Source organism: Microcoleus sp. LAD1_D3 (assembly GCF_036702135.1).
Classification (GTDB): Bacteria; Cyanobacteriota; Cyanobacteriia; order Cyanobacteriales; family Microcoleaceae; genus Microcoleus.
This window is the reverse complement of record NZ_JAUBSB010000004.1, coordinates 103,831-116,032: the sequence shown is the minus strand read 5'-3', so window position 1 is coordinate 116,032 and position 12,202 is coordinate 103,831. Positions and strand designations below refer to the sequence as shown.

Below are 12,202 nucleotides of genomic sequence, written 5' to 3'. Positions count from 1 at the left end.
GCACTATTTACCAATCTGTCCCTCACTCAGTCCATAATTGCTCTATTACCGAGATTGGTCAGCATTTCTGTCACTGCGGAACTGTCCAAAGGTTTAGAAAACCAATATCCCTGAGCTAATTCGCAGTCTAGTTCTCGAAGCTGTGCTAACTGTTCGCCTGTCTCTACACCTTCGGCGATCGCATTTAATCCCAAATTGTGAGCCAAAGTTACGATCGCCCTCACAATCTGCAAAGGCTGACCCCCGTCGTCACCATTTTCGGCAGCCCCCAAGCGGCTCACAAAAGAGCGATCGATCTTCAGTGTATCCAGCGGAAAACGGTGCAAGTAACTCAAAGACGAATAGCCAGTACCGAAATCGTCGATCGACAATCGAATATTTCTATCTTTTAATTGGGCTAGCACAATATTGGCTTTCTTGACATTTTCCACGATCGCACTTTCAGTAATCTCCAATTTTAAACAGCTTGGATCGCAGCCCGTTTCTGCTAAAATGTCATCGATTTCCTCGATTAAATTCGGCATACCTAACTGTTTAGGAGAAAGATTGACGCTCATTGTTAATTGCGAAGGATCAATAATGGGTAATTTAAAATTCGGAATTGGTACCTGGGAACTTGTACTGAACGTAGCCGAAGTATTGGTAACTGGGAATTGGGAACTCGTACTGAGCGTAGCCGAAGTATTGGTAATAGCGGAGTGGAAATCGGTAATCGGGAATTGGTAACTGGGAAGTGGTAATTTTTTAGCGATTCTTTCTTCCCTGTGACCAATACTGGGGCTACGCTCAGTAAAAGTTCCGTGTTCCTCATTCCCTGTATCCGTTACATCAGTTACATCCCCTATATTGCCCGTTACCCTCTTCCCTCTTTTTACCCGGAGCGAAGTCGAAGCGCCTGTTTCCTTCTGGTTACCCTGAGCGACTTGCCCTGAGTGAAGCCGAAGGGAGTCGAAGTGCCTTGTTCCGACTTCCATTGGACTTCTTCCCTGTTCCTCGGTTAACATTTCTTGCCAAATCCGCAATTGCTGACAAGCTTCCCGCAGCACCCAGGCTCCCAGAGGCACGATCAAACCTGTTTCTTCAGCTACAGGGATAAAAGTAGACGGCGGAACTAGACCCCGAAGCGGGTGGTACCAGCGCACCAAAGCCTCAAAACCTTCGATCGCACCGCTGGCGAGCGAAACAATCGGTTGGTAGTGCAACATAAAGTGCGAACATTGATCCTTGCTCTCTCCTAATTCCTCCTTGCCCAAAATAGCCAACCGCAGGTCAGTTTCTAACTGCAACAGCGACATAGTGTGGTCGTGCATCGCCAAATTAAACACTTCGTGCCGGGCCTTGCCCAAAGCTTTAGCACGGTACATAGCAATGTCAGCATCGCGTAGGAATTCTTCGGGGTGAGTGTACGAATTCGATTGGCCACTGTCGGCTCCTTCGCCTCTACTGAAAACAATGCCAATGCTAGCGGTGGTAAATACTTCGTGCGCTTCGATATGAAACGGCCTAGTCAGTTCTTTTTGTATTTTTTTAGCTGCCAGGATAGCGTCGCTGAGGCTCGGAATGTGGTCTAGCAGAATGGTGAATTCGTCTCCCCCCAGCCGGGCGACGGTATCAGAAACCCGGACGCAGGTTTGCAGTCGCTCCGCGAGGGCGATTAGCAGTTTGTCGCCTAAAACGTGTCCTAAAGAATCATTAACTACTTTGAAGCGGTCTAAATCTAGGAAAAGTAAACCAAATTTGTAATCGGGGGACTGATTGGCTCGGCGGATGGCTTGTCCTAGCCTGTCGATGAACAAAACGCGGTTGGGCAAACCCGTCAGCGCATCGTGAAAAGCGCCGTGCAGCAGTTGCTGTTCTACTCGCTTGCGCTCGGTGACATCTCGGATGATAATCTGGGCGGCAGTGGAGCCTTGATAAGTAGCGGGGATGCCGGCCATTTCAACGTCTATTATTTGTCCGTCGAGCCGCATCAGTTTTTGTTCGGCAAGGTCGAGCGGCTGATTTTCTTGCTCGACTAGCCGAATGCGCTCTCTGGCTGTTTCCACATAGTTTGGATGGACGAAATGCAGTACCGGAAAGCCGATTAGCGCCTCGGGAGAACTCGCACCGAGGAGTTTCGCGCCGGCAGCATTGATGTAGGCGATTTTCCCTTGACTGTGAACGGCGATCGCTTCGGGAGAGAGTTCTACTAAACGGCGATAGCGTTCTTCACTTTCTTTGAGAGATACTATCAACTCGCAGCGCTCTTTTTCGGCTTCCTGGCGTTCGACTTCCATTAGGTGAACCGCCAGAATTTTGCCAATACTTTGAGCCATCAATTCTATAATTTCTATTTCCTCGTACTTGAACTTTCTTTTTTTGATCTCTCGCGAACTAAAACTCAAGGTACCGTAAGTTTTATTGTTAACAAATATCGGCGTTCCGATGTATGATTCCGACTGGCAATTCTGATAAGCAGGATGTTCGCGCATCTCCATATCTCCTCCTATATGAGAATACGCAACTGTTTTATTAAGTTTAATGACGGCCGCGCAGTAAGTATCGCTGAGGTTCAATTCTAAGCCTCGCACGAAGTATTGTAAATCTGTTTTTGCTGCTCGGACAATAAAAGTCTCGCTGTCAACTTCAGCCATGATTCCCATAGAAAGTCCAAACATCAAACAGCCTGCTGTTAGATAATCCTCAACCAGTTCTTCAAAGTTTTGATAATGATAAGTTGTAATCCGGTGCAAGTGTTTGAGATTAGCGCTAAAAGTTGCTAAAGCTTGAGAATTTAAAAATAATTCTTCTTCCGATCGCTGGCGGTCGGTAATGTCTGTTTGCACTCCAATAAAGTGGGTTAAGTGTCGCCGCGAGTTGTACACCGGAGCGATCGACAGTTCGTGCCAAAAAGGCGTGCCGTCTTTCCGAAAGTTACGCAAGATAACTTGAGATTCTCTGCCTTCTTCAATCGCAATTCGCAATTGTTTGGCAGCGGCGGTGTCCGTGTCGGTGCCCTGCAAAAATCGGCAATTTTTTCCCATTAACTCGTCTCTGCGATAACCGGTGATCCGCTCAAAACTGGGATTGACATAAATAATCGGATTATCTGCAACGGTCGCGTCGGTGATTGCAATGCCGTTACTGCAACTTTCGATCGCCCGTTCCATCATTTGTAAGCGCTCTTGCGATACAATGCGCTCGATCGCCGCAGCTAACACGTTGGCGATCGCTTCTACAAAATAAACGTCATCTTGACTGAAAACCCGCCTTTGGCTGGTATGAACCCCCAAAATGCCCCAGGCCTGCGAGGAGGAACTGTTCGTTGGTTCTGGTTGTCCCCAGTTGCTCCCCAGTCCTCGATTGCCGGGAATGATCACAGTAACGCCACTGACAGCCCGGTGGTTGTGCAGCAGTGGCAACTCGCTAAAGCGCGTTTCCACCCGCAAATCTTCGACGATTGTCGGTTCGCCCACTAGCAATGTGTAACCGGCTTGTGATCGGGCAGAAGCGGCAACAGTAGCGCTGCCGACGAGGCCCGGCTGCCAGCCAACCCCCGCTCGCAGCATAAAAGCATGACCAGAGGGCAACAGTTCTAACAACTGGCAATAATCAACGTCCAGGGTTTGAGCAATTAAAACCGCCGCTTTGTCCATGAGTGCGGATAAATCTGTTTCTGCCAGGGCCTGCTGCCCCAAGTAAGCGACGGCCGCTTGCTGGCGGGCCCGCAAGTGGATTGACGTGAGCAATTCCTGCTCCTTCGCGGCCGCTCGCTTGCGATCCGTAATGTCGCTGAACACCGACAGAACAGCTTTTCCTGACAGCAATGTCACATACCCCATCGATACACTTGCCCAAAACAGCGTGCCGTCAGCTTTTTTGAGGCGGACTTCTGTCTCGCGGACCAGTCCGTTGCGGGCGAGCCGCACCAGCAGTTCCTGACGGTCTGCGGGGTTGTGGTAGAGCATTTCGGCTTTTTGGCGCTCGATCGACTTGAATGCTGTGAACCCGAAAGCCTGACGGCATAAATCGTTGCTATAAAGAATTGTGCTGTCCGCCAGACTGCTGACGATCAGGGGCATCGGCATCGAGTGGGCGATCGTCAGCAGTAATTCTTTGGTTCCTTGCGGCTCTTTGTACAAGTCTGGCTTGGAGGCCCAGCCGTGACAGTCTTCAGAGTTTTTAGGGATAAAACTTTCCATTGTTTAATCGATCCATTAGCAGGACAACTTTTTTAAACTTGTGGTAAATGACGATTTCAGGTGCAGAGCATTGGTAACAACTGAAGACTTAATTTCATTTGCAATCAGTAAGATTACTCAAAATAACTGCTTTTCTAGGAGTGGAAAATTCGCGATTTGGGAGTGAGTGGGCATAAATATTGCGATCGGCATGATTCCTCGATCGCCCCAATCTGAGTTTTCGACGCAAAATCCGAGTAAATTTTGAGCATAATTGCTGATTGACAAATGCTTCCCTAGCTTTAGTTGTCAGGGATGGATGCAGAGGAGGATCTACAGTAGCCCACAACACATTAATCTTAACCAGAACTATGCAAATCAACGCCCCTAAACTGCTCGGCTGAAGTTTGATACGCTGCTCTCCCGTTAAAGACCACATCTGTCTTTGGTATGACAATCTACTGTTTTTAAAGTTGCGTTAAGTTTTGATAAGAGCGAGGTACTTTACCCAATGTGCAGCGGAAGCTCCTAATCTAAAAAGTAAAGTCACCTACAAACAACCACCGAATACTATCCCAGGAGAGAGGAGAAATGCTTGAATCTTACCGCCGTACCGCTGCCGAACGAGCCCATGAGGGAATTCCACCCCTGCCGCTAGACGCCCAGCAAACGTCGGAACTGTGTGAACTGCTGAAAAATCCGCCGGCAACAGAAGAAGAAACCTTAATAGAATTATTGCGCGATCGCGTCCCGCCCGGAGTAGACAGCGCCGCCTACGTCAAAGCTGGTTTTTTAACTGGCATTGCTAAAGGCGAAATCCACAGCCCCCTAATTGCTCCCAAATGGGCAGTTTACCTGCTGGGGACAATGATGGGCGGTTACAACGTCCAATCTTTAATCGATTTACTTAATCCCACTGCCGAAGTCGCCATTCCCGCCACCGCCGCCCGGGCACTGAGCAAAACCCTGTTAGTATTCGACGCTTTCCACGACGTTATAGCTTTGTCTGATACCAATCCCTACGCCAAACAAGTAGTCGATTCTTGGGCGGATGCCGAGTGGTTTACGGGTCGTCCTGTGTTGCCAGAAGCGATTACCGTTACAGTCTTCAAAGTTCCTGGAGAAACCAATACTGACGACTTGTCGCCCGCACCTCATGCTACCACGCGGCCGGACATTCCCCTACACGCTTTGGCGATGCTGGAAAGTAAGATGCCAGGGGCTTTGCAAACCATTGCAGAATTGAAGCAAAAAGGCCATCCCGTAGCCTATGTTGGTGATGTTGTCGGTACTGGTTCGTCGCGAAAATCGGCGATTAATTCTGTGCTGTGGCACATTGGCAATGATATTCCGTTTGTGCCGAACAAGCGCAGTGGCGGTTATATTTTAGGAAGTGCGATCGCCCCGATTTTCTTCAATACCGCTGAAGATTCCGGCGCTTTGCCGATCGAATGCGATGTCTCCAAAATGGAAACAGGAATGGTAATTACCATCCATCCCTACAAAGGCGAAATCACCAATGAAGCCGGAGAAATTATCTCCACATTCACCCTCAAACCCGACACAATTCTAGACGAAGTTCGCGCCGGTGGCCGAATTCCCCTATTAATTGGACGAACTTTAACCGACAAAACCCGCGCAGCTTTAGGACTAGAACCCAGCACTATTTTTACCCGCCCTACAATCCCAGTAGATACGGGCAAAGGCTTCACTTTAGCACAAAAAATGGTAGGCAAAGCTTGCGGTTTGTCCGGGGTTCGTCCCGGTACATCCTGCGAACCAGTCATGACAACAGTCGGATCGCAAGATACCACCGGGCCGATGACTCGGGACGAATTGAAAGAACTTGCTTGTTTGGGATTTAGCGCCGATTTGGTAATTCAAAGTTTCTGCCACACCGCCGCTTATCCAAAACCAGTTGATGTCAAAACTCACCATGAATTGCCCGATTTCATGGCAGAGCGCGCCGGCATAGCTTTGCGTCCCGGAGACGGCATTATTCACTCTTGGCTGAACCGAATGTTATTGCCAGATACAGTGGGAACTGGCGGCGATTCTCACACTCGTTTTCCTTTAGGAATTTCCTTTCCTGCGGGTTCGGGATTGGTGGCATTTGCTGCGGCATTGGGCGTCATGCCTTTGGATATGCCGGAATCAGTTTTAGTGCGGTTTAAAGGTGAATTGCAGCCGGGAGTAACGCTCAGGGATGTTGTGAATGCAATTCCCTATGTAGCCATTCAAAAAGGTTTGCTGACAGTCTCGAAACAGAATAAGAAAAATGTCTTTTCTGGGCGGATTATGGAGATTGAAGGTTTGCCCGATTTGAAGGTCGAGCAGGCTTTTGAATTGACCGATGCCTCCGCCGAGCGTTCTTGCGCCGGATGCACGATTAAATTGAGTGTGGAGACTGTTTCCGAGTACATTCGTTCCAATGTCGCGCTGCTGAAAAACATGGTGGCGCGGGGCTATCAAGATGCGCGGACGATGATGCGCCGGGTAGCGAAGATGGAGGAATGGCTGGCAAATCCGGTACTGCTGGAGGCTGATGCTGATGCGGAATATGTGGAGATAATTGAGATCGATTTAAACGAGATTAAAGAGCCAATTGTGGCTGCTCCGAATGACCCGGATAATGTTAAGTTGTTGAGTGAGGTTGCGGGCGATCGGGTTGACGAAGTATTTGTCGGTTCCTGCATGACGAATATCGGTCACTACCGCGCCACTGCGAAGGTGTTGGAAGGTGCAGGAGAAGTGAAAACTCGCCTGTGGATTTGTCCGCCAACTCGGATGGACGAACAGCAACTCAAAGAAGAAGGTTATTACAGCATTTTTGGAGCTGCTGGAGCGCGTACAGAAATGCCCGGTTGCAGTCTTTGTATGGGCAATCAAGCACGGGTTAAAGATGCGACAACGGTTTTTTCAACTTCTACTCGTAACTTTAACAACCGCATGGGCAAAGATGCACAAGTTTATCTCGGTTCGGCGGAATTGGCGGCCGTTTGTTCGCTGTTAGGTCGCATTCCTACAGTCCAAGAATACAATGACGTTGTGTCGAAGAGAATCGATCCTTTTGCTGGTGATTTGTATCGGTATTTGAATTTCGATCAAATTGCTGGTTTTGAGGATGAAGGCAGAGTGATTGCTTTGGAAGATATGCCTCGAATTGAGGATATTTTGGGAATTCCAGATGGTGTGTTGAGCAAGTAAGTAAAAGGCGGGCAATTGCCCGCCTTTTGTTTATAAGCCTTTTGTTTATAAAATTATTAATATCAGAGCCCGTCCATCGATCGTAATTCCTGTAGAGACTATCTTTAACTGTCAATGGCAAGCTCACAAATAATTCGAGCATCCATTGAATTTAAAGATCGACTAAGCTACATCTTTGAGAGCCGATCGCGAATTGTTCGGAGATTTTTTGACAACGCTCATGCTGCCGTCGGTTTCCAGCACGACTGCTTCGATTTCTTCGATCGACGCGCTGCCAGTCCCCCGAATCGCCGCCCGAATTTCCGATTCACCCACGCGCTGCTGCCGCATCGCCACAGGCAGAAATTGGCCTTGGCTGAGCAGCATAGTAGGTTCGGCTTTGATGAGATTTTTTACCCACTTTACCCGCACCGCAAGCCACGTGACGATGAATTGCAGCCCGATGAGTAAGCCTAGTCCGAAAATGCCCTCGACGAGCGAAACGTCTTTTGACATGATGACAGTCGCCAGCGTCGAACCGAGGGCGATGGTAACGATGAAATCGAAGGCATTCCACTTCGACAGAGTTCGCTTGCCGGAGACTAGCAACAAACAAATCAGCACGACGTAAGCGGAAACGCCGATCGTCAAAATCCGAATCAATTCAAACCAATTGTCAACAAACATATTTTTATTTCGCCGTTATGATTTTGGGCACTTTGCTGCTGCGCCAGTGCTAGATGCTTCGTCTGCTTGATGTCGCGGGCTCTGTTAGTTTCCATTGTCAGTGTAGCAGAAGGGTCGATGTCAAGTTGTAGGGTGCATCCGACTTTCATTTTGGGGCGATTATTGGGATTTTGCGATCGAATGCACCTTGTTAATGCAGTCCTGGATGCAAAAAAACCGGGTTTCTGACCTCCACGTGCGTAAGTCGCGATCGACTACAATATGAATGAATAAAAGGCAGATAATTCTGACAGACCAAATCAAAGGAACCGAACTCCCGCAAGCTAGATTTGCTTCATCTCCCCAAGCATCCCCAGCTACCTCATAACAGGGTAAAGAAAGCGAATCTTGTCAAGCTAATTCTGTTTTAGCCTCAGAAAGTTCTATGCCTTGGCTAGTTCGGGAAATTGAGAAACTCCCCAAAGAATACTGGCCGAATTTACTTGAGATCATTTTTGGTTAGACTTTTTGCCAGACAGAGGCTAGGAAGCCGTGTTACCTAAAAGCGCTGATTATGAGGTGCGTCGCGAGTTAATTCGTGCGGACTAAATGGCTGGTATATCACGGTTTGACCAACTCAAAACAGCGATTAGCTACCTTCCTATTTTCCACAAAAACAATGCTTCTGGTGGCACAGTTGTGGGCGCAAGCACGACGGAGAGTAAGACCAACTGCTGACCCCAAGGCACTTGAGGCAGACGTGATTTTGGCAGCTCAGCCCATTTCGGTAGCAAATGAAGGGCATGAGTTGATAATTGCTACAAAAAATGTGGGGCATTGGTCGCAATTTGTTGATGCTCGCGAGTGGCGGCTAATTGAGTAATGTTTAAATCGATCGCACTTACCCTATCCCTGCTATACTTTCAACTAAAGATATTTTTACAGACACCGTTGGCGAGATAAACAGGATGGTGGAAACAGTGGAGACAAGCGAAAAAATTGACGATCGCACACAAACCCGCTACTGGGGTCAAGTTACAGTCATAGACGCGGGCGATCGTTACAAGATCAATCGCATTGAAGTCAAGCCGGGGCATCACATCAGCACCCAAATGCACTATCACCGCAGCGAGCACTGGGTAGTCGTCTCCGGTACCGCTAAAGTTATCTGCGACGACAAAGAGACGATTCTCATGCAGAAACAGTCAACCTACGTTCCGATGAATACTGCTCATCGCGTAGAAAATCCCGGCGTTATTCCCCTGGTGATGATTGAAATCCAAAATGGCGAATACCTCGGCGATGATGACATTATCCGCTTTGCCCTAGATGCTCACGAGGAAGATTAATCCGACATCAAAATATGAAACAATCGCAGAGGCCAGGGAAAAGCGTCGCACACCGAACCATGACCTTCATCATCCAGGATACAAGCCCCCGGATTCATCCGTCGAGAAATAAAAAACCTGTATTCGATGAAACTTGCCCCCCGAATTTATCCGTGGGGTCAATGCTTCAATTCTTTAATCTAAAATCTAAAATCTAAAATCGATTGACCTACGCAGCGATCGGAAACAAGATAAATCCTACAATTAAAACTGTAGGGGCAATTTCAGAATTGCCCCTACCTTGTTATATTAAGCTTGTTAAGCACCAGAATTTGATATAGCAATTGGCGATCGTCCTACGGCAAAGAAGCGTTTTTCAAATCTACATTTGCCATATTGGCATTCTTTAAATTAGCACCAGTCAAGTCCGAACCGTTCAAATTTGCACCATGCAAATTTGCATTAGTCAAATTTGCATCCCGCAAGTTGACTCCCTGTACGTCCATTCCCGACAAACTGCCACCTCTGAGGCTGACATTAGCTAAATTCGCTACAGACTGACGAGCATTTTTCAGGTTCGCACCCGCCAAATTGGCACTTTCTAAATTAGCGCCGATTAAATTAGCGCTGGTGAGGTTGGTATTTTTCAAAGTGGCAATCACTAAACCTGCCAGACTCAGATTAGCGCGACTCAAATCAGCACCCTCCAAATTAGCCCCGTGCATTTTAGCCCCAATTAAACTCGCACCTTGCAATTTAGCTTGTTTCAGATTTGCTTCGTTCAGTTTGGCTTCGTCCAAATTTGCACCATTCAAATTTGCACCTCTGAGATTCGCACCGCTCAAATCTGCCCCGCTCAGATTCATACCAGCAAGCTGCGCTCCTGTCAAGTCACATTGGCTACATTTTTTAGTTTCTAATAATTGCTTGACGTGGGATACGTTTTCTGCCTTTACTCCCGATGCCAACCCCATCGCAATTAGCAGCCCTGTTGTTGTTAAAATTCCAAGTTTCATATACCCACCCTCAGCAATATCTCTCTTTTAATAATATCCCACATCATTAAAGAGGTTAGGGTGATCAGTCTCTTTGATAAACTGTGACAATCATCACCCTATTGTGCACAAACTATGCAATAATTATTGACGTTTCAACTCCTAGAAATTCTTGTAAAGAATTATTGCTTTTTCAGGAACCAAAAAGGAAAAGATTGCGTCGGTTCGAGACGGACGCCGGTAATGCTGTTCTGAGCAAAAGTATAGTCCTTATCCTGCCAAAGAGGGATGAAAGGTACATCTTGACCCAGTATGTCTTGAATTTCGGCAAACAGGGCTTTGCGGGTTTGGGGGTTTGCTTCTTTTCGTTGCTTGTCGATCAGTTGATTTACCCGATCGCTATAATAAAACGAACCCTGACCTTGACTAGCACCCTTTTCACAGCCCCCGGCGGCAGAACCCGTGGCACAATCCAAAAACGGCTGAATGTAATTGTCGGCATCGAAAAAGTCGGCGTACCAATCCACTAAAACCGCAGGATAAATACCCTTCTCTATGTTTTGAAACAAAGTCGGAGATTCAACGCTGTTAATTTCTACCTGCATTATCCCGTCCATTTTGAGTTTAGCTTGCGCCTCGATCGTACTCGCCACTAAAGCTCGTTTTGTGGAAGCTGAAGGATACCAAAGTTGCAGAACAAAAGGATTTGCTGCCGAGTATCCCGCTTTCGTTAAAAGTTCCTTAGCCTTTGCGCTGTTGGCATCGCCGTACAGTTCTTTAAAAACTGGTTTTTGAACGTCGAAGGTTGTGGGAATCAGGCTGTAAAGCGGTTGTGCTTGTCCCCGCAGTACCCGCTCATTAATCAGGGGGCGATCCATCGCAGCAGCGATCGCCTGTCTCACTTCTAACTTATCCAGCGGTTTAGACTTGGTATTCAGCGTCATGTAACTAACTGTACTACTTTCCCCCGCGATTTCCTGCCATTTCCCTTGTTTTGCTCCCTCGTCCAAGCTTTGAACTTGGTCTGCATCCAGAGACAAATAAGCCACATCAACTGCACCAGTCCGAAAACTATTGAACAAATTTGAGGAACTAGAAAGCAGCAACAGGTCAATTCCTTGATTAGCGGGCTTTTCCCCCCAATACTTGTCAAACACGTCAAACTTGAGAGAATCGCTGCCGTACTTCGCCAACTTGTAGCGTCCCGTTCCCACAAACGTATCGGGTTTAAATTTACCCTCCCCAATCTCGTAAGCTTTTGGAGAAACTGCACAACTACCAGCGAATGTCAACAGGGAAGGAAAAGCAGCAAAAGGCTTTTTGAGTTGAAAAGTTAATTCGTATTCGCCCGTCGCTTTCACAGATTCTACTGCATCACTCAACAAGAAAGCCGGACGACCGCCATTTTTGATAAACCGCTGCAAGGAAAACTCCATTGCTGCGGCGTTAAACGGTGTGTCGTCGTGAAAAATAACGCCTTGACGCAAGGGGATTGTATATGTCAATCCGTCTTGGCTAACTTTTGGCATTGCTGTAGCTAAATGGGGGATTAACTCAGTAGTTCCCGACTTGTAAGTATAGAGAGTGTCGCCCAAATTTTGCAGCAATTGCCCTGATATAATTTCGTAAGCGTCCGCAGGGTCGATCGTCCGCAACTTCAAGGTTGTGCCAATAGTAACGCGGTTATTAGCATTTTCGCCGCTCGCAGTGACCGATGGACGTGTTCTTTGTCCACAACTTGCAGTTAACAAGCAGCACAGACAGAACAGAGCTATCGCTTTAATCACTGAAGGTTTTATATGTATTCTAGGCTGCTGCTTGTTAATTCCCATCGTCTTTTTTTGACACTCCAAATTATTGATTATAT

The 12,202-nt window shown here is 47.5% G+C and carries 8 protein-coding genes; 3 read left to right on the top strand and 5 right to left on the bottom strand.

The genetic code is table 11. The features are described 5' to 3' along the window. Positions 1-26: 26 nt before the first annotated feature. The gene (locus tag QUA74_RS03420; protein ID WP_333324957.1) at positions 27-4,181 is read right to left on the bottom strand and encodes an EAL domain-containing protein; all 4,155 of its coding nucleotides are present in this window, start codon (positions 4,179-4,181) and stop codon (positions 27-29) included. 570 nt (positions 4,182-4,751) lie between these two features. Between QUA74_RS03420 and acnB the strand changes: the two genes are divergently transcribed. Then, positions 4,752-7,367 carry a bifunctional aconitate hydratase 2/2-methylisocitrate dehydratase gene (gene acnB / locus QUA74_RS03415; RefSeq protein WP_333324955.1) on the top strand — a complete coding sequence of 872 codons (2,616 nt, stop codon included), beginning with the start codon at positions 4,752-4,754 and terminating at the stop codon, positions 7,365-7,367. Between the two features lie 162 nt (positions 7,368-7,529). Here acnB and QUA74_RS03410 read toward each other — a convergent pair whose 3' ends face one another. Together QUA74_RS03410 and QUA74_RS03405 are read right to left on the bottom strand one after the other, a co-directional pair. Next, positions 7,530-8,033 carry a YetF domain-containing protein gene (locus QUA74_RS03410; RefSeq protein WP_333324953.1) on the bottom strand — a complete coding sequence of 168 codons (504 nt, stop codon included), beginning with the start codon at positions 8,031-8,033 and terminating at the stop codon, positions 7,530-7,532. Further along, positions 8,006-8,182 carry a hypothetical protein gene (locus QUA74_RS03405; protein ID WP_333324951.1) on the bottom strand — a complete coding sequence of 59 codons (177 nt, stop codon included), beginning with the start codon at positions 8,180-8,182 and terminating at the stop codon, positions 8,006-8,008. Before QUA74_RS03405 ends, QUA74_RS03410 begins: the two co-directional genes overlap by 28 nt. Before the next feature lie 509 nt (positions 8,183-8,691). On the opposite strand from QUA74_RS03405, the gene QUA74_RS03400 reads away from it, so the two are divergent. Together QUA74_RS03400 and QUA74_RS03395 are read left to right on the top strand one after the other, a co-directional pair. After that, positions 8,692-8,895 carry a hypothetical protein gene (locus QUA74_RS03400; RefSeq protein WP_333324949.1) on the top strand — a complete coding sequence of 68 codons (204 nt, stop codon included), beginning with the start codon at positions 8,692-8,694 and terminating at the stop codon, positions 8,893-8,895. 85 nt (positions 8,896-8,980) lie between these two features. Continuing rightward, the gene (locus tag QUA74_RS03395) at positions 8,981-9,361 is read left to right on the top strand and encodes a cupin domain-containing protein (RefSeq protein WP_445251617.1); all 381 of its coding nucleotides are present in this window, start codon (positions 8,981-8,983) and stop codon (positions 9,359-9,361) included. Between the two features lie 335 nt (positions 9,362-9,696). On the opposite strand, the gene QUA74_RS03390 is transcribed toward QUA74_RS03395, so the two are convergent. Continuing rightward, the gene (locus QUA74_RS03390; protein WP_333324947.1) at positions 9,697-10,356 is read right to left on the bottom strand and encodes a pentapeptide repeat-containing protein; all 660 of its coding nucleotides are present in this window, start codon (positions 10,354-10,356) and stop codon (positions 9,697-9,699) included. 161 nt (positions 10,357-10,517) lie between these two features. Continuing rightward, a complete protein-coding gene (locus tag QUA74_RS03385) occupies positions 10,518-12,167 on the bottom strand; it encodes an ABC transporter substrate-binding protein (RefSeq protein WP_333324945.1) in 1,650 nt (549 codons plus the stop codon). Positions 12,168-12,202: the final 35 nt, after the last annotated feature.

Coding starts and splice junctions, on each gene's coding strand:
- QUA74_RS03405 (WP_333324951.1), bottom strand. CDS start 8,182: ATGAAAGTCGGATGCACCCTACAACTTGACATCGACCCTTCTGCTACA.
- QUA74_RS03395 (WP_445251617.1), top strand. CDS start 8,981: ATGGTGGAAACAGTGGAGACAAGCGAAAAAATTGACGATCGCACACAA.
- QUA74_RS03385 (WP_333324945.1), bottom strand. CDS start 12,167: ATGGGAATTAACAAGCAGCAGCCTAGAATACATATAAAACCTTCAGTG.
- QUA74_RS03420 (WP_333324957.1), bottom strand. CDS start 4,181: ATGGAAAGTTTTATCCCTAAAAACTCTGAAGACTGTCACGGCTGGGCC.
- QUA74_RS03390 (WP_333324947.1), bottom strand. CDS start 10,356: ATGAAACTTGGAATTTTAACAACAACAGGGCTGCTAATTGCGATGGGG.
- QUA74_RS03410 (WP_333324953.1), bottom strand. CDS start 8,033: ATGTTTGTTGACAATTGGTTTGAATTGATTCGGATTTTGACGATCGGC.
- acnB (WP_333324955.1), top strand. CDS start 4,752: ATGCTTGAATCTTACCGCCGTACCGCTGCCGAACGAGCCCATGAGGGA.
- QUA74_RS03400 (WP_333324949.1), top strand. CDS start 8,692: ATGCTTCTGGTGGCACAGTTGTGGGCGCAAGCACGACGGAGAGTAAGA.